This window comes from Novosphingobium sp. PY1 (assembly GCF_017312445.1).
In the GTDB taxonomy this organism is placed as follows: Bacteria; Pseudomonadota; Alphaproteobacteria; order Sphingomonadales; family Sphingomonadaceae; genus Novosphingobium.
This window is the reverse complement of record NZ_BLTI01000008.1, coordinates 740,760-757,326: the sequence shown is the minus strand read 5'-3', so window position 1 is coordinate 757,326 and position 16,567 is coordinate 740,760. Positions and strand designations below refer to the sequence as shown.

The 16,567-nt window shown below is 66.9% G+C and carries 16 protein-coding genes and 1 riboswitch; of the genes, 6 read left to right on the top strand and 10 right to left on the bottom strand.

Translation table 11 applies throughout. The annotated features are described in order from the left end of the window. Positions 1–74: 74 nt before the first annotated feature. The 3 genes from mdh to J3474_RS14960 form a co-directional block, all read right to left on the bottom strand. Entirely contained in the window at positions 75–1,037 is a 963-nt protein-coding gene (gene mdh, locus J3474_RS14970; protein ID WP_007011828.1) for a malate dehydrogenase, read from the bottom strand. A gap of 480 nt (positions 1,038–1,517) precedes the next feature. After that, complete coding sequence (locus J3474_RS14965) at positions 1,518–1,898, bottom strand: hypothetical protein (RefSeq protein WP_007011827.1); 381 nt, start codon at positions 1,896–1,898, stop codon at positions 1,518–1,520. A 137-nt stretch (positions 1,899–2,035) separates the two neighbouring features. Continuing rightward, positions 2,036–3,244, bottom strand: coding sequence for a cell wall hydrolase (locus J3474_RS14960; protein ID WP_207094695.1), 1,209 nt, complete (start codon positions 3,242–3,244; stop codon positions 2,036–2,038). Between the two features lie 195 nt (positions 3,245–3,439). After that, a riboswitch (cobalamin riboswitch) is annotated at positions 3,440–3,637 on the top strand. Positions 3,638–3,730: 93 nt separating this feature from the next. Between J3474_RS14960 and J3474_RS14955 the strand changes: the two genes are divergently transcribed. Genes J3474_RS14955 through J3474_RS14940 form a run of 4 tightly spaced genes read left to right on the top strand, consistent with a single transcriptional unit; the run spans position 3,731 to position 8,323 of the window. Then, a complete protein-coding gene (locus tag J3474_RS14955) occupies positions 3,731–5,647 on the top strand; it encodes a TonB-dependent siderophore receptor (protein WP_207094694.1) in 1,917 nt (638 codons plus the stop codon). Further along, the gene (locus J3474_RS14950; RefSeq protein ID WP_207094693.1) at positions 5,644–6,594 is read left to right on the top strand and encodes an ABC transporter substrate-binding protein; all 951 of its coding nucleotides are present in this window, start codon (positions 5,644–5,646) and stop codon (positions 6,592–6,594) included. Before J3474_RS14955 ends, J3474_RS14950 begins: the two co-directional genes overlap by 4 nt. Beyond that, the gene (locus J3474_RS14945; protein ID WP_207094692.1) at positions 6,591–7,556 is read left to right on the top strand and encodes an iron ABC transporter permease; all 966 of its coding nucleotides are present in this window, start codon (positions 6,591–6,593) and stop codon (positions 7,554–7,556) included. The genes J3474_RS14950 and J3474_RS14945 overlap by 4 nt, the downstream gene beginning before the upstream one ends. Continuing rightward, a complete protein-coding gene (locus J3474_RS14940; protein ID WP_207094691.1) occupies positions 7,553–8,323 on the top strand; it encodes an ABC transporter ATP-binding protein in 771 nt (256 codons plus the stop codon). The genes J3474_RS14945 and J3474_RS14940 overlap by 4 nt, the downstream gene beginning before the upstream one ends. Positions 8,324–8,353: 30 nt before the next feature. On the opposite strand, the gene J3474_RS14935 is transcribed toward J3474_RS14940, so the two are convergent. The 3 genes from J3474_RS14935 to J3474_RS14925 are packed head-to-tail and all read right to left on the bottom strand — an operon-like array spanning position 8,354 to position 9,278. Beyond that, positions 8,354–8,584 carry a hypothetical protein gene (locus tag J3474_RS14935; RefSeq protein WP_207094690.1) on the bottom strand — a complete coding sequence of 77 codons (231 nt, stop codon included), beginning with the start codon at positions 8,582–8,584 and terminating at the stop codon, positions 8,354–8,356. 46 nt (positions 8,585–8,630) lie between these two features. Continuing rightward, the gene (locus J3474_RS14930; RefSeq protein ID WP_007011819.1) at positions 8,631–8,795 is read right to left on the bottom strand and encodes a hypothetical protein; all 165 of its coding nucleotides are present in this window, start codon (positions 8,793–8,795) and stop codon (positions 8,631–8,633) included. A gap of 54 nt (positions 8,796–8,849) precedes the next feature. Beyond that, on the bottom strand, positions 8,850–9,278 hold the full coding sequence (locus J3474_RS14925; protein ID WP_207094689.1) for an Rrf2 family transcriptional regulator: 429 nt from the start codon (positions 9,276–9,278) through the stop codon (positions 8,850–8,852). Between the two features lie 91 nt (positions 9,279–9,369). On the opposite strand from J3474_RS14925, the gene J3474_RS14920 reads away from it, so the two are divergent. Beyond that, on the top strand, positions 9,370–9,822 hold the full coding sequence (locus tag J3474_RS14920; RefSeq protein ID WP_007011817.1) for a globin domain-containing protein: 453 nt from the start codon (positions 9,370–9,372) through the stop codon (positions 9,820–9,822). Positions 9,823–9,832: 10 nt separating this feature from the next. Here J3474_RS14920 and J3474_RS14915 read toward each other — a convergent pair whose 3' ends face one another. The 4 genes from J3474_RS14915 to J3474_RS14900 form a co-directional block, all read right to left on the bottom strand. Continuing rightward, a complete protein-coding gene (locus tag J3474_RS14915; protein WP_007011816.1) occupies positions 9,833–10,399 on the bottom strand; it encodes a septal ring lytic transglycosylase RlpA family protein in 567 nt (188 codons plus the stop codon). Between the two features lie 2 nt (positions 10,400–10,401). Then, a complete protein-coding gene (locus J3474_RS14910; RefSeq protein WP_207094688.1) occupies positions 10,402–12,063 on the bottom strand; it encodes a M28 family metallopeptidase in 1,662 nt (553 codons plus the stop codon). Positions 12,064–12,223: 160 nt separating this feature from the next. Continuing rightward, positions 12,224–12,601, bottom strand: a complete 378-nt coding sequence (locus tag J3474_RS14905) for a UrcA family protein (protein ID WP_007011814.1) — start codon at positions 12,599–12,601, stop codon at positions 12,224–12,226. 505 nt (positions 12,602–13,106) lie between these two features. Continuing rightward, complete coding sequence (locus J3474_RS14900) at positions 13,107–13,466, bottom strand: hypothetical protein (RefSeq protein WP_207094687.1); 360 nt, start codon at positions 13,464–13,466, stop codon at positions 13,107–13,109. A 153-nt stretch (positions 13,467–13,619) separates the two neighbouring features. Between J3474_RS14900 and uvrA the strand changes: the two genes are divergently transcribed. Next, positions 13,620–16,520, top strand: coding sequence for an excinuclease ABC subunit UvrA (gene uvrA / locus J3474_RS14895; protein ID WP_207094686.1), 2,901 nt, complete (start codon positions 13,620–13,622; stop codon positions 16,518–16,520). Positions 16,521–16,567 lie beyond the last annotated feature (47 nt).

Genomic DNA, 16,567 nt, shown 5'->3' with positions numbered 1-16,567 from the left:
AGGTTCCAAGAAACTATTTGCGCCGTGCGATACTGGCGAGATTGTCAGGCCCGCATCGCACGACGGCTATTTCCTCAGGCCAGCGAGCCGTCGATGCCCTTGCAGGCTACCAGCAGTTCCTTGACCGCGTCGATCGAGACCTGCAGGCCTGCCTTGGCCTTCTCGTCGAGCGAGATCTCGATGACTTCCTCGACGCCGTCCTTGCCGATCTTCACCGGCACGCCGACGTAGAGACCGTCGACGCCGTACTGGCCTTCGAGGTAGGCGGCGCAGGGCAGGATGCGCTTCTGGTCGCCGAGGTAGGATTCAGCCATGGCAATGGCGGAAGCGGCCGGAGCGTAGAACGCCGAGCCGGTCTTGAGCAGGCCGACGATCTCGCCGCCGCCGTTGGCCGTGCGCTTGACGATCTCGTCGATGCGCTCCTGGGTCGACTTGCCCATCTTGATGAGGTCGGGAACGGGGATGCCCTTGACGGTCGAGTACTCGACGACAGGGACCATGGTGTCGCCGTGGCCGCCCAGCACGAAGCTGGTGACGTCGCGCACCGAAACGCCGAATTCCCAGGCGAGGAAGGTCGAGAAGCGCGCCGAGTCCAGCACGCCGGCCATGCCGACGACCTTGCTGTGGGGCAGGCCGGAGAATTCGCGTAGCGCCCAGACCATCGCGTCGAGCGGGTTGGTGATGCAGATCACGAAAGCGTCGGGAGCGTACTGCTTGATGCCTTCGCCGACCGACTTCATCACCTTGAGGTTGATGCCCAGCAGGTCGTCGCGGCTCATGCCCGGCTTGCGGGGAACGCCAGCGGTGACGATGATGACGTCGGCGCCGGCGATGTCGGCGTAGTCATTGGTGCCGGTGATGGCGGCGTCGAAGCCTTCGACGGGACCGCACTGCGACAGGTCGAGAGCCTTGCCCTGGGGGATGCCTTCGGCGATGTCGAACAGGACGATGTCGCCCAGTTCCTTCTGCGCAGCGAGGTGCGCGAGGGTGCCGCCGATGTTGCCGGCGCCGATAAGGGCAATCTTCTTACGAGCCATGATGCGTGCTTGTCCTTCCCAATGGCGGGACCTCGGACGTGAAAGGCGGCCTGCTTTGTCCCGCATAAGGCAGGTGCCGTCAGTTGCGAAGCGGGCCCTACGCCCCTCGCACCGACATTGCAACCGCGAAACGACGCGGGCAGGGCGCAAGCGGGCACTTTTAATTGATAATAGTTCGCAATTGCAATAGTGGCGATAAAACAGGACCGCCAAGCGCGAATTTTCAACGATTTGGCAAGGTTTGCGTAAGTCTTGCGCGGCGCGGGACATGTCTCTCACCGAAGCCAGGGCATTGCAAGAGGCTCGGGGCGAATCGCCGGAAGGGCAAGATGCGCGGACTTGAGGGGCTTGCGCGCCGTCGCGATTCGGAGCGGCTGTGCTCACCCCACACGCACCGCTCATCCCGAGCCTGGCGAAGGATCGGTATCGCGCGCGGCATTACCTGCGACGATGGGGCGCGGCCGTCTCGCCGCCGCAGGATCAGCCGTGGCGGGCGATCTTGCGCGCCAGGGCGTCGGCCATGCGGCGGTCCAGCTGGCGGCAGATCGAGATCCACCAGCGGCACGCTTCCTCGTCGCTGGCGGCCTTGGCGGCTTCCGCGTTCTCGCGCGCATGGGCAGCGGCCGAGAGGCCGTGGCGGGCGAAGTGGCGCAGGGCCTCGGTCAGCATCCGCTGGTCGTTCGCCGCCTGCATCGGCAGGTGCATCTGTTCCGAATAGGCAGCGATGGCGCGGCGGGCGGAGCCGCCGAGAATGGGCCTGCAGCCATTGTCGTTGACTGCGCCCAGGGGGGCGGAGGGGCACAGGGCACGCACAATCGCTGGACTTTTTCCGCCATAGGCAGCGGAGAAGCGGATCGTCATGTCAGGCGGGCCCTTTGTGTCGTTGTTCTGATCGCCACCCTTATGACGATGATGCTCTAAGTGTTTGTAATGGCCTATGGTTGCCGAATTCTTGCCATGGCCTCACGGTGCCCCGAAAGGAGACAGGTCGCGCCGGGTCAGGTGCCCGGCTGGGCGATCCAGCGGCCGCTATTGGCGTATTGCGGCTTGATGTCGCCGGTTTCGGGCAGCTTCTGCGCCCGGTAGAGTGCTTCGCCGCCGCGTTCGCGAATGGCGCTGGAATAGATCGGCGCGGGCGCGGTCTTGGCGGCGGCTGTCTCGATCGGGCTTGTCGCGGCAGTCGGCGCTGCCCCTTGCGCATCGAACTTGCGCTGGATCGCCACCGGATCGAGCGTGTCTGCCGCCGCCATGGTGGGCGAAGCGGTGTCGCGGGGGTGCGGCGCGGCTGCCGGTTCGCCGCCCAGGTAGGCGAAGCGGAAGGCGCCCGGGCGGCCCGCCGCGCCATGGAAGCTGTAGAAGCGATGCGCCCCGATGGTGCCGAGGTAATCGAGGCTCGCAGCCCAGTAGGGATGGACCTGCACGGTGTGGTAATGCGTCGCCAGGCCGACCGGGGCATAGACGTAGCCCGACAGCGCGGCGCGGGCGACCTGCATCGCCCGGTCCCAGAAATAGCGCGAAGGTTTGCGGGCGAGCGAGCCGTCGCAGGTGAACGAGAACTGGCAGCCGGTGGAGCGTTCCGATCCTTCGTAGACCACGCCGCACACGGTATTGGGATAGGCCGGGTGGGCCACCCGGTTGAGCACGACCTGCGCAACCGCACGCTGGCCGGCTTCGGCCTCGCTTGCGGCTTCATAGTATATGGCGGCGGTCATGCACTGCAGCGCGCGGGTGCGGTCGATGCCGCTGGCATCGATGGTGAGCGGGCGGGCAGGGGCGCGGGCTTCAGGGGCCGGTGCGTCCGCGTCCCCGGCGTCGGAATGGATGCCTTCGCCCACCTGCAGGGGCGCGGCTTCCTGTTCGAGGTAATAGAAGGCGGAGCCGGGAAAACTCGATCCGGCGCGCTCGAAGGGCATCGGCTCGGGGGTCTGCGCCTCGGCCGTGGCAGCGGCGATGGTGAAGCGGTCCCAGTGTCCCGGTGAGGCGAAGGCAGGCAGGGCGATGGCGGCAAGGCCTGCAGCAGCCACGCTCCAGCGCCGCTGCAGATGGGCGCGGTGCGCATGCCGGTTCCTGCGCCCGCGCTCGAACCGGGCCGCGAAGTCGCGCGGGCGCGCCTCGCTTTCGCCGATCAGGGCCATCAGGGCAGGTGGCTCGGTCACTCGGTTCCTTTCGCTCGCCTTGTCAAAGTGCGCACCGTCAATGTGCGCCACTTCAACGTGCGCCCCGTCAACGTGGCTCGTCGGCGCATCCTGCGCCTAACCCGCCTATCGATCCGGCGCATCCGCTCCGTGGTCGCCGTCCCGAAGCGACACACCGCCGCCTTGTAGCCTTAACCGGTAAACAAACCGGTTGCGCGGGCAGGTACTTGCGCGGCCGTGCTTGCAAAGCCTGCAACACCGCAGTATCCGCCCGGCCACGTCACGGGTTGTCCGGCTTGCCGGACCTAAGAGGGAAGCCGGTTCGATTCCGGCGCTGTCCCCGCAACTGTGACCGGGGAGTTCCGTCCCGATTGGCCACTGGCGTCTTGTCACAAGGATGCCGGGAAGGTGGGGCGGCGCTATGATCCGGGAGCCAGGAGACCTGCCAGTGATGGTCGTTCCGCGCCGGGCGGGTTGGACCGGAATGCAGCGAGTCATGCGCCGTGAAGGCGCGGCCTCAGCCACGAGCGACGCTTCGTTCAGGTTGGAGGTTTGTACGTGAAGTATCTGTATCTGCTCGGCACCGCGCTTGCCGTGTCCACACCCGCTCTTGTTTCCCCCGCTCTTGCCGATGAGGCCGATGTCGCGCCGTTCGTTCCGCTGGGTGACGCGATCACGGTGATCGCGACCGGCAGCGCGCTGCGCGTCGATCAGGCGGGGCAGCCCGTCAGCGTCGTCGGCAGCGAGGAGATCGATTCCATCCAGGGGCCGGACGTCGCCCGCGTGCTGGAGCGCCTGCCGGGCGTGACCTTCAGCCGTAACGGCAGCATCGGCGGGACGACGAGCCTGTTCGTGCGCGGCGCCAATTCCCAGCAGCTTCTGGTGCTGGTCGACGGCCTGCGCGTTGCGGACATTGCCGCGCCCAGCGGCGGGTTCGATTTCGGCAACCTGATGACCGGGCCGGTCGGCAGGGTCGAACTGCTGCGCGGCTCGAACTCGGTCGTCTGGGGATCGGAAGCCATCGGCGGCGTGCTGGCGATCACCAGCCGCGACGTCAACGGCGTCGAGGGCTCGGCAGAGTATGGCGCGCGCGACAGCTTCGACGGGCAGGTTTCGGCCGGGCTTTCCGGCGAGACCTACGGCGTCAACCTCAATGGCGGTTACATGCGCACCGATGGCATCAGCCAGGCGGCGTCCGGTACCGAGGCCGACGGCTTCAGGCAGTGGCGGGCCGGTGGCCGTGCCCACGTCGATCTGGTGCCGGGCCTTACCGCCAGCGTGGTGGGCCGCTTTACCGATGGCACGCTCGACCTCGATGGCTATCCGGCGCCGGATTACACTTTCGCCGATACGCCCGAGTACCAGAAGACCCGCGAGCTGGGCGGCCGCGCGGGGCTGACGTGGACCGGCGATGCGCTCACGCTCGATGCAGGCTATCAGGTTTCGGACACCCGCCGCCGTTACTACGACCCGACGATCTCGGACCAGTTCAATTCCGAAACGCAGGGCCGCAGCGAAAGGGCGGAACTGAGTGGCTCCTACGACGCCACCGATGCCGTCCGGCTCGACTTCGGGGGCGCCCATGAATGGTCGCACATCAAGTCCGACGATTTCCTCTACGGCTCGCGCATTCGCGCCGACGCGGAACTGACGAGCGTGCATGGCCTGCTCGGCTACTACGGCAATCTGTTCAGCCTGGCCGCGGGCGTGCGCTACGACGACCACTCCAATTTCGGCGACAAGTGGACCTTCGGTGCCAACGGCAGCGTCACCGTGGCGGCGGGCTGGCGCATCCGCGCCTCCTACGGCGAAGGCTTCAAGGTGCCCACGCTCTATCAGCTGTTCTCCGAATACGGCAATCCCGACCTGATGCCCGAGCGCAGCCGCAGCTACGATGCCGGGATCGAGTATGGCGACCGCAACGGCCCGCTGCACTTCGCGGTCACCGGCTTTCGCCGCGACAGCCGCAACCTGATCGACTACGTCTCGTGCTTCGGATCGAGCGATGCGCTTTGCGGGGATGGCCGCTACGGTTTCTATGCCAATGTCGGGAAGGCCCGCGCAACCGGCGCCGAGATCGAGTTGGGCGCCCGGGTTTCCGAGCGCCTGCGTGCCAGCGCGGTCTATACTTACGTCAAGTCGGTGAACCGCACGGCCGGCGATCTCAACCGGGGCAACGACCTTGCCCGCCGTCCGCGCAATGCACTCACCGTCTCGGCCGACTGGGACGCGCCGCTTGAAGGGCTGACGCTGGGCGGCGATATCCGCATGGTGTCCGACAGCTACAACGACAATTACAATACGACCCCGCTGGACGGTTACGTGACCGCGACCCTGCGGGCGAGCTACACGATAGCGCAGCGCTACGAAGTCTTCGCGCGCATCGAGAACCTGACCGATGCCGATTACACGACGGTCTCGGGCTACGGCACGCCGGGCCGCTCGGCCTATGCCGGGGTTCGGGTGAAGATGTGACCCTGTCGCTTCCCCCGCAGTCCGGGAGGACCGGAGGGAAGCATCTGGCGCGGGCCCTGGTCCGCGCCGGGGTCCTTGCGCTGGCATGGGCCTGCATATCGGGTTGCGGGGGTGGCCATTCCGGGGCCGCCCCGCTTGCCGCGCGGGGCGATCCGGCCCACCCGACCATCGTCTCGCTCAATCCCTGCACCGATGCGATCCTGGCCGAAGTGACCGGGCCGGGCCAGTTGCTGGCGATCTCGGGCTACAGCCACGATGCCCAGTCCACTTCGATGGACCTTGCCAAGGCGCGCCGTTACCGCGCGGTCTCGGGCACGGTGGAGGAAGTCGCCGCCATCGGCCCGAAAGTGGTTGTCGCCAGCAGTTTCCTGCCGCCCGCCACGGCCAGCGCGCTCGACGAGCTGGGCTTCAAGGTGGTGAAGATGCCGATTGCGCCGGACCTTGAGGCTGCGCGCGGCCAGATCCGGGAACTTGCGGGCCTCACCGGCCATCCCGAACTGGGCAAGCGCCTGATCGGCCGGATCGACGAGGCGCTGGCCCGCGCCGCGCCGGCCCGGGGCGCTACGCCCGTACCGGCGCTGGTCTGGGAATCGGCAGGGCTGGTCGCAGGTGACGACACCCTGATCGTTGACATGATGAAGCACACCGGCTTTACGAACGCGGCCAGTGCACGCGGGCTTTCGCAGGCCGATTTCCTGCCGCTCGAGAAAGTACTGGCCGATCCGCCGCGCGTCGTCTTCGCAGTTGGCAATCCGCTGGCCGAAGAGGACCGCATGCTGCATCACCCCGCTCTCGCGAGCCTGAGCCGCATGAAGCGTTTTCCGCTCGATCGTTCGATCCTCTGGTGCGGCGGCCCGACGATCCCGCGCGCCATCGACGCGCTCGGACGCGCCCGGCGCGAACTGGACCGGCAGGACGCGGCGATGCGGACGGCACGGGTGCGATGAACCCGCGCCTCGTCCTCCTGCTGCTGGCCGGCCTGCTGGTGGCCGTGCCGCTTTCACTGCTCGCCGGACGCGTGTGGATCGATCCCTTTTCGCCGACGGCGCACAATGCTTCGATCATCCTCGTCCAGCTGCGTCTGCCGCGCGCGGTGCTGGCGCTGGTGGTGGGCGCGGGGCTGGGCGCTGCCGGAGCCGCGATGCAGGGCTTCCTGCGCAATCCGCTGGCCGACCCGGGTCTCTTCGGCATTGCACCCGGCGCAGCGCTGGGCGCGGTGCTCAGCTTCTGGACCGGCTATGCCGCCTCGCCGTGGCTGCTGCCGGTCTTCGCGCTTGCCGGGGCCTGCGGAGCGATGACGCTGCTGGCACTGATTGCCGGTCGCAGCGGCGGCGTCGCGCTGTTCACGCTGGCGGGCCTGATGGTCTCCAGCCTTGCCGGCGCGCTGATGAGCCTTGCGATCAGCCTGAGCCCATCGCCCTTCGCCATGACCGAGATCGTCACCTGGACGATGGGCTCGCTTGCCGACCGCTCCTGGCGCGAAGTCTGGATCGCCCTGCCGCTTACCGCCGCGGGGATCGGCGTGCTCCTGGCCGCCGGGCGCAGCCTCAATGCCCTGACGCTGGGCGAAGCCGCGGCGCGCTCGCTGGGGGTCGAGCCGTTCCAGCTGCAGGCGATGATGATCATCGGCATCGGCCTGACGGTCGGCTCGGGCGTGGCAGTGGCCGGGATCATCGGTTTCGTCGGCCTGATGGTGCCCCACTTCGTGCGCCCCTTTACCGACCACCGCCCGTCCTCGCTGATCGTCCCGAGCGCGCTGGCAGGCGCGCTGCTTTTGCTCATTTCCGATTGCCTGTGCCGCGTGCTGCCATTGGCCGGGGGCGAACTGCGTCTCGGCATCGCCCTCAGCCTGCTCGGGACGCCGTTCTTCCTGCACCTGCTGCTCAAGATGCGTCAGGAACTGGCATGAGCCTTGGCGCCAGCAACCTGAGCGTGAAGAACCGGCTCGACGGCGTGTCCTTGCAGTGCCGTCGCGGGATGGTCACGGCGATCTGCGGCCCCAACGGCGCGGGCAAGTCGACGCTGCTTTCGTGCATGGCCGGGCTGCTGCGGCCCGATGTGGGCGATGTCCAGCTGGGCGGACGGCCCCTGTCGCAATGCTCGACGGCCCAGCGTGCGCAGTGGATCGGCTATCTCCCGCAGTCGCCCGAAGTGGCCTGGGACGTTTCGGTCGAAGTGCTGGTCTCGATCGGCCGCCTGCCGTGGAAGGATGCCCCGGCAAAGGAGGCGCAGGAAGCCATCGACGAGGCGATTGCCGCGATGGACCTCGAAGCCCTTCGCCATCGCCCGGTTTCGCGTCTGTCGGGCGGCGAGCGGGCAAGGGCACTGATGGCGCGCGTCCTGGCGACCCGCCCTGGCTGGGTGCTGGCCGACGAGCCTTTCGCCAATCTCGATCTTGCCCATGCCGCCGCCCTGATGCGGCGCTTTCGCCAGCAGACGAGGGCCGGGCGCGGTGTCGTGCTGGTGCTGCACGACCTGGCGACGGCAATGAACCACGCCGATCAGGTGGTGGTGCTCAAGAACGGCAGGGTCGAGGCCGAGGGCCCGCCCGAGATCGCGCTGGCCCGTGAAGTGATCCACCGGGTCTGGAACTGCCCGGCACGCTGGCTGGGCGATCCGGGCGAGCGTGCCCTGTCGCTGGGGCAGCCTTCGCCCTTTACGCTGGACGCGCGTTAGGGCGGCCTTGGTGCCTGTCCTTCGGCAGGCTCAGGATGAGCGGGACCGGCCGCCATGCCGCAGCCCGGATTTCCTCCCCGTCTCGAGGGACGGCGCGGCGAGCTTGGGCGACATCGCGGTATCGAGGGCATCGAGCGTGTCGTTGGTATTGGCCGAAACGAGCTGGTCGAACACGTTGCGCACGCGCGTCAGCAGGCCACCGATTGCAAGCGGGAGCAGGGCTGTTCCAAACACCATGCGCCCCCTGCGCCAGACGAACATTTGTTGCGTCGGCGGAAACTTGCGCAGGGGGCTGTCGATCCGGCGGTCAGCTCTTCTTGAAGTGTCCGCCGGACCAGACCTTCATCTCTTCGCCGCCTTCATTGTCGCGCACATGATCGTCGCGCTCGCGATCGAAAATCAGCGAGCCGGTCCTGCGCGGATCGTTCTTGCGGCGATAGGGGATCTCTTGTCCGATCTTGGTCGTGTCCATTGCGTTTTCTCCTCTCGCATGGAGGAGAACGTGCAGGGGCGCTGAAAGTTCCCGTCAGAGCGGCGCGGCCATGGCGGGAAGGCGCGATTCCACCGCGGCCTGGGCCAGCGTCTGCTTGTCCAGTTCGGCGAGGAAGGCATGCACCGCCCGGTCGAGCGGCGAGATCAGGCCGCAGTGGCGCTGCATGACGCACGATCCGCAGTCGGCGGGCTGCAGGTTCGGCTCGGTCAGGCGCACGACGTCGCCCAGCCGGATCTCGTCGGCCGGCCTGCCGAGGCGAAAGCCGCCGCCGCGACCGCGCAGGGTCTCCAGCAGGCCCGCGTTGCCCAGCGCATTGACCACTTTCATGGCATGGTTGCGCGAAATCGCATGGGCCTTAGCCACCGCCGCGATCGAGAGCAGGGCGTCTGGGTCCTGCGCCTGCGTCAGCGCGGCGTGGAGCAGGATGCGCAAGGCGTAATCGGTGTGCGCGGTAAGGCGCAAGGCGGGTCTCCGAAATAATGATGCTTCCTATTTACATCTTTTAGTCGCGCTGTATAGATGCATCCAGTTTGCATCTTTTAGGGGATTCGTCATGGCTCAGCCGCTTTCCGAACAGACCGTCGCCATCGTCAAGGCCACCGCGCCCGTGCTGCAGGAGCACGGCGTCGCCATCACCACCCGCATGTACGAGCGCCTGTTCGTGAACGAGGAAGTGAAGGCGATGTTCGACCAGGCCGCGCAGGTTTCCGGCGAACAGCCGCGCCGACTTGCCGCCGCGATCCTTGCCTATGCGCAGAACGTGGACAAGCTGCAGAACCTCACCGCGCCGGTGCAGCGCATGGTCCAGCGCCATGTCGAGACCGGGGTGAAGGCCGAGCATTACCCTTACGTCGCCGATGCCCTGCTTCCGGCGATCCGCGACGTGCTGGGCGATGCCGCCAGCGACGAAGTGCTGGCCGCCTGGGGTGAGGCCTACTGGTTCCTGGCCGATATCCTGATCGGCAAGGAAGCCGACGCCTACGCCCAGCTCGAAGCGGCCGAGTAAGGCCGGGGCCTCAGCGCGAGCCGACCCCGCGGGCGAACTGCGCCTGCAGGTTGGCCAGCGTGCGCTCCGGGATCGGCGGCAGCTTGCTTGCGGCCTTGCCTTCGCGCAGGGCCGCGCGGTCGCGCTCGGTCGGTTCGACCACGCGCACCCGCACCGCCGCCTTGCCCCTGGCGCGCACGCCCAGCAGCTCGGCGGCCCCGCGCGAGAGGTCGATGATCCGCGCGCTTTCGCCGAAGGGCCCGCGATCGTTCACCCGCACGATAATGCGCTGACCGGTATCGAGCGAGGTAACCTCGACATAGCTGGGCAGCGGCAGCGTCTTGTGCGCGGCAGTCACCCAGTCGGGCCGGAAGCGTTCGCCATTGGCGGTCTGGTTGCCGGACTCGTTGCCGTACCACGTCGCATAGCCGAGCATGTCGTAATGCGGGTCCGCGGCGGGCGTATAGGTCACGCCGCGGATCTTGTAGGGCGGGCCCACGCGCACCGGCGTGTCGCTGACGGGGCGGAACTTCACCCCGCCGCCACAGGCCGAAAGCGCAAGGACCAGCAGCGCGCTGATCGGAAGGCGCAGGCGCATGGTTATTGCCGCACGCCTTCGCTTCTGTCGCGGATCGCCTTGAACTCCGAGCCGGCCTTCCACTGCGGCCACTTGCCAGAGTTCGCCAGTTCCTCGCCGATGGTGCCGATCAGGTCGATGTCCTGCACGGCCCCGTCGAGGTTCCAGTCGCTCGACCATGCATCGCAGGCCTGGTGGTAGCAGTTGCCTGTATAGGCATCGATCCACGCCTGACCGGCCGCGGTGCCGCCCTGCTTGAGGTCAGCCGCCCCGGCAATGCCCATCAGCAGCATGACCGGCACCCCGCGCTTGGCGAAGGAGAAATGGTCGGCGCGGTAGAACAGTCCGCGCTCTGGCAGGCTTTCCTGCGTCACCGTGCGCCCCTGCGTGGCCGCGACGCGCGCCATGTCGTCCTCCAGCGTGTCCTGACCCTTGCCCACCAGCACGACGTCGTTCGCCGCGCCTGCCGTCTGCAGGATGTCGATGGCGAGGTTCGCGACCGTCTTTTCCATCGGATAGACCGGGTTGGCCGCATAGAACTCGGAGCCGAGCAGCCCGCGTTCCTCGGCCGTCCACGCGGCGAAGACGACGCTGCGCTGCGGTGCGGGTTCGGCCTTCATGGCGCGGGCAATCTCGAACATCGCGGCGATGCCCAGCGCGTCGTCGTTGGCCCCGGCGCGGTAGATGCGCCCCTGCGCGTCGGGTTCGCCCTTGCCGTAGGCATCCCAGTGCGCGCCGAACATCACGACCTCGTCGGCGCGCGTCGTGCCCTCGATGCGCGCGAGCACGTTGTGGCTGGCGATCTGCTCGTGAGTTACCGGCACGTCGGCAGCGAAAGTCACGCCCTTGAGCGGGACCGGCCGGAAATCGGGCCGCCGCGCCGCCGCCGATAGTTTGGCTAGGTCCAGCCCGGCACTGGCGAACAGGCGCTTGGCCGCATCGCCCGATAGCCAGCCCTGCAGGGCCAGGCTTGTCAGGTCCTCGGTCTTGCGCACGATGTCGTAGTTCTCGCCGCCCGGACTGACGACGACGTTCCAGCCGTAGCCCGCGCCTTGCGTGTCGTGCACGATCAGCGCGCCCACCGCGCCCTGCCGCGCGGCTTCCTCGAACTTGTAGGTCCAGCGCCCGTAATAGGTCATCGTCCGGCCGCCGAACTTGCCTGCTGCCGGCTCGCCCTGCTTCGCGGCAAAGTCGGGATCGTTGACGAGGAAGACGACCACCTTGCCCTTCAGGTCCGCGCCCTTGAAGTCGTCCCAGCCGCGCTCGGGCGCATTCACGCCATAGCCGACGAAGACGACGGGCGCGTTCTCGATGGCGGCAATGTCGTCGGGCCGCACGGTGGAGACGTAAAGGTCCTTGGCCTGTTCGACCGGCATCGCGCCCTTGGGGCCGGTAAAGGCCAGGGTCCGCGCCTTTTCAAGCTTCGTGTGGAGCAGGGGGACGGTCTGCACCCACTGTCCGTCCGGGCCGGCGGGTTGCAGGCCAAGGTCCTGGAACCGCGCGATCAGGTAGCCGATCGTGCGGTCCTCGCCCGCGGTGCCGGGCGCGCGGCCTTCGAAAGTATCGGAGGCAAGCGTCTTGACGTCGGCCGCGATCCGGTCGGCATCGACCGAGACTTTGGCAAGGGCAGGGTGGGAACTGGCAGCCAGCAGGGCTGCGGCGAGAACGGGGGGAAGTTTTCTCATGCCCCCATCTTAGGTTAGCCGCCCCGTGAGGCAAGCATCGGGNNCCCGATGCTTGCCTCACGGGGTGACCGAAGGCAGGGAGCGTGCGAGCGTTCCCTGCCTTCCGGTTCAGTCGACCGTCCGGTGTGAAGGGGGTGGGCGGTCCTTCGGCGCCCGTTCCTCAGCGGGCCGCAATGGCGATCGATGTATCGAGCGCGGCGAGCCGACTCGGATCGTCCCGGGCGGCAAGGCGCGCGGCCAGGATCGAATCGCGATCGGCAAAGGCGCGTTGCAGCGACTGGTCGCGGCAGGTGTGGGTCATGGCAACTTCACGCGGGATACGGGCATCGGGCTGGCCGCAGACCGTCCTTACGGCAGCGGAAATGCGCACATTGAGCTTGTCGATGCCCTGGGGGGTATCGAGGTTGAGGTCATTGAAACGCACTTCGCGATGGGGAAGGCTGGACCAGGCGGTGTCCTTCACCACGACGTCGGCAAGCGAAGGAGTTGCGATGGCGAACATTGTCGCGGCGAGGATGGCGGCATGGATTCTCTTCATGGTTCGTCTCCTGACGATATGACGCGCAGGGCAAGGACCGTCAGGCTCTGCAACCTGCGGCTCGAGAAGTTCCAGGCGACCCGGAATCGGTAGATGTGGCAATATGCCCGACAAGACCTGAGCGCCGCGTGATATCCTCACTACGACGCTGAAATGATTTACAGAATTCAGAAACCCCTCGACTCACCCCGGTATTGAAGTGCTGTCTGAAATAAAATTACTTGGAGTTACCGTTACTTGTAAAATTCGAATCGTCTTCTTGGTGTCCCGCGACATTTTTACGCGCATTCGCTGTATTGGGGAAGGGGACGACTCAAGAGTTTGTTCGCTTGCATCCTGCGTGCGACAGGGCGCCAGCGTGTAAACCGGGAATTCGCCGGCGCGGGGAAAGCTGGGCTGTGGCAGGACGCCCGATAGCGCGCATCGAGAGCTGGATTCCCGCCTGTGCGGGAATGACGAAGGGAAGATGCAGCCGGGCGCAAGTCAGCCCGGGGACTCGCCCGCCTCAGCGGCGGCAGCGTGAGTAGTAGCCGGCGCGGCAGGCGGCGACGTCTTCGCGCCAGTCGGCCATCGCGCGCTCGTAGTCGCGGCGGTCGGACTCGTAGTCGCGCATCTGCCGGGCATAGCGGCTTTCGCCATAGTCAGGTGAGCGCCGGGCGTCGTCGTAGGCGCGCCAGCCCTTGGCATATTGCGCGTCGCGCTTGCGCACGTAGTCGAGCTGTTCGCGGTTGAGGCGGCGGATCGTCGCCTTGTCGCGGGCGAGTTCCTCGGGCGTCAGTTTCTCGTACGGATCGTCCGCATGGACCGGACCGGACAATGTCGCCGCGGCCAGCGCCGCTGCGCACAGGAAACCAAAACGCTGCATGATCTTTTAGACCTTCACCTGAACCCTGCGCGCGTTTTGCCAATTCGTCCGGGGCGATGCAAAGCCATTGCGATAAACCGTTTGCATCCCATCTTGCGGGCAAGTCACCCCGCCGCTTGATCGACGCGAACAAATCTGGAACACACGCTCCCCATGAGTCTCTCCCACATTACCGTGCGCGGCGCGCGCGAGCACAACCTCAAGGGCTTCGACATTGCGCTTCCGCGTGAGAAGCTGATCGTCATCACCGGCCTTTCGGGCTCGGGCAAGTCGAGCCTGGCGTTCGACACGATCTATGCCGAGGGCCAGCGCCGCTATGTCGAGAGCCTGAGCGCCTATGCCCGTCAGTTCCTCGAGATGATGCAGAAGCCCGATGTCGAGCATATCGACGGGCTTTCTCCCGCGATCTCGATCGAGCAGAAGACCACCAGCCGCAACCCGCGTTCCACGGTGGCGACGGTGACCGAGATCTGGGACTACATGCGCCTGCTGTGGGCGCGCGTGGGCATTCCCTACTCGCCCGCCACCGGCCTGCCGATCGAGGCGCAGACGGTGTCCAACATGGTCGACCGGGTCATGGCCCTGCCGCAAGGCACGCGCCTCTACCTGCTTGCCCCCGTCGTGCGCGGCCGCAAGGGCGAATACCGCAAGGAACTGGCCGAGTGGCAGAAGGCGGGCTACACCCGCGTGCGCATCGACGGCGAGATGCATGCGATCGAGGACGCCCCCGCGCTCGACAAGAAGTACAAGCACGACATCGAGGTGGTGGTCGACCGCATCGCCGTGAAGGAGGGCATCCAGACGCGCCTTGCCGACAGTTTCGAGCAGGCGCTCAAGCTGGCCGACGGGCTCGCCTATGTCGACCTTGCCGACGGCAACGTCCCGGGCCGCGAGGAAGAGGAAGCGCAGGGACGCAACCTCAAGGGCGCGGGCCTGCCGCCCAACCGCATCGTCTTTTCCGAGAAGTTCGCCTGCCCGGTCAGCGGCTTCACCATCGAGGAGATCGAGCCGCGCCTGTTCAGCTTCAACGCCCCGCAGGGCGCGTGCCCGGCCTGCGACGGCCTGGGCGAGAAGCTGCTGTTCGACCCGCAGCTCGTCGTCCCGAACGAGAACCTGACGCTCAAGCAGGGGGCGATCGTGCCCTGGGCCAAGTCCAACCCGCCCAGCCCCTATTACATGCAGGTGCTCTCCAGCCTTGCCGCGCACTTCGGCTTCGACCTCACCACGCCCTGGCAGGACCTGCCCGACGAGGTGAAGATCGTCGTCCTCTACGGCACCGCGGGCGCGCCGGTCCCGCTCACCTTCAAGGACGGGCGCAAGGAATACACCGTCAACAAGCCGTTCGAGGGTGTCATCGGCAACCTCAACCGCCGCATGATCCAGACCGACAGCGCCTGGATGCGCGAGGAGCTGTCCAAGTTCCAGACCGCCCAGCCTTGCGAGACCTGCGACGGCAAGCGCCTCAAGCCCGAGGCGCTGTCCGTGCGCATTGCCGATAGCGACATCGCCGATGCCGCGCGGCTTTCGGTGGCGGACGCCTTCGCGTGGTTCGGCGAACTGGAAGGCAAGCTCACCGACCAGCAGCAGCAGATCGCCCGCGCCATCCTGAAAGAGATCAACGAGCGCCTCGGCTTCCTCAACAACGTGGGGCTCGACTATCTCAACCTCGACCGCACCTCGGGCACGCTGTCGGGCGGGGAGAGCCAGCGCATCCGCCTCGCCAGCCAGATCGGCTCGGGCCTCTCGGGCGTGCTCTACGTACTGGACGAGCCGAGCATCGGCCTGCACCAGCGCGACAACGACCGCCTGCTGGAAACCCTCAAGCGCCTGCGCGACCTTGGCAACACGGTCATCGTCGTCGAGCATGACGAGGACGCGATCCGCGCGGCCGACCACGTGGTGGACCTCGGCCCCGGCGCGGGCGTCCACGGCGGCGAGGTGGTGGCCGAAGGCACGCTCAAGCAGGTGCTCAAGAGCAAGCAGAGCCTCACCGCCCAGTACCTCACCGGCGCGCGCCGGATCGAGGTGCCGCAGACCCGCCGCAAGGGCAACGGCCACTTCGTCACGGTGGAGAACGCGCGGGCCAACAACCTCACCGGCGTCACCGCGAAGTTCCCGCTGGGCACCTTCTGCTGCGTCACCGGGGTTTCCGGCTCGGGCAAGTCCAGCCTCACGCTCGATACGCTCCACGCCGCCGCCGCGCGCACGCTGAACGGCGCGCGCATGATCGCGGGTCCGCACGACCGGGTGACCGGGCTGGAGATGTGCGACAAGGTGATCGAGATCGACCAGTCCCCGATCGGCCGCACCCCGCGCTCCAACCCGGCGACCTACACCGGCGCCTTCACCCAGATCCGCGACTGGTTCGCCGGCCTGCCGGAATCGGAGGCGCGCGGCTACAAGCCCGGGCGCTTCAGCTTCAACGTCAAGGGCGGCCGCTGCGAGGCGTGCCAGGGCGACGGCCTGATCAAGATCGAGATGCACTTCCTGCCCGACGTTTACGTCACCTGCGAGGAATGCCACGGCAAGCGCTACAACCGCGAGACGCTGGAAGTGAAGTTCAAGGGCCACTCCATCGCCGACGTGCTCGACATGACGATCGAGGACGCGGAAGAGTTCTTCAAGGCCGTGCCCCCGATCCGCGACAAGATGCACATGCTCAACGAAGTGGGGCTGGGCTACGTCAAGGTCGGCCAGCAGGCGACGACGCTTTCGGGCGGCGAGGCGCAGCGCGTGAAGCTGGCCAAGGAACTGGCCCGCCGCTCCACCGGGCAGACGCTCTACATTCTGGACGAGCCGACCACCGGCCTGCATTTCGAGGACGTGCGCAAGCTCCTCGAAGTGCTCCACCGCCTCGTCGACCAGGGCAATTCGGTAGTGGTGATCGAACACAACCTCGACGTCATCAAGACCGCCGACTGGATCATCGACCTCGGCCCGGAAGGCGGCGTGCGCGGCGGTGAGATCGTTGCGGAAGGCACGCCCGAGCAGGTGGTGAAGAACAAGCGCTCATTCACGGGGCATTATTTGAAGCCGCTGCTTGATGTGAGTTAATCATGCCCACCTTTGCGAAGGTAGGGGGGGCGCCCCTCCTACCTTAT

Coding starts and splice junctions, on each gene's coding strand:
- mdh (WP_007011828.1), bottom strand. CDS start 1,037: ATGGCTCGTAAGAAGATTGCCCTTATCGGCGCCGGCAACATCGGCGGC.
- J3474_RS14965 (WP_007011827.1), bottom strand. CDS start 1,898: ATGACGATCCGCTTCTCCGCTGCCTATGGCGGAAAAAGTCCAGCGATT.
- J3474_RS14945 (WP_207094692.1), top strand. CDS start 6,591: ATGAACCCGCGCCTCGTCCTCCTGCTGCTGGCCGGCCTGCTGGTGGCC.
- J3474_RS14940 (WP_207094691.1), top strand. CDS start 7,553: ATGAGCCTTGGCGCCAGCAACCTGAGCGTGAAGAACCGGCTCGACGGC.
- J3474_RS14935 (WP_207094690.1), bottom strand. CDS start 8,584: ATGTTCGTCTGGCGCAGGGGGCGCATGGTGTTTGGAACAGCCCTGCTC.
- J3474_RS14930 (WP_007011819.1), bottom strand. CDS start 8,795: ATGGACACGACCAAGATCGGACAAGAGATCCCCTATCGCCGCAAGAAC.
- J3474_RS14920 (WP_007011817.1), top strand. CDS start 9,370: ATGGCTCAGCCGCTTTCCGAACAGACCGTCGCCATCGTCAAGGCCACC.
- J3474_RS14915 (WP_007011816.1), bottom strand. CDS start 10,399: ATGCGCCTGCGCCTTCCGATCAGCGCGCTGCTGGTCCTTGCGCTTTCG.
- J3474_RS14910 (WP_207094688.1), bottom strand. CDS start 12,063: ATGAGAAAACTTCCCCCCGTTCTCGCCGCAGCCCTGCTGGCTGCCAGT.
- J3474_RS14905 (WP_007011814.1), bottom strand. CDS start 12,601: ATGAAGAGAATCCATGCCGCCATCCTCGCCGCGACAATGTTCGCCATC.
- J3474_RS14900 (WP_207094687.1), bottom strand. CDS start 13,466: ATGCAGCGTTTTGGTTTCCTGTGCGCAGCGGCGCTGGCCGCGGCGACA.
- uvrA (WP_207094686.1), top strand. CDS start 13,620: ATGAGTCTCTCCCACATTACCGTGCGCGGCGCGCGCGAGCACAACCTC.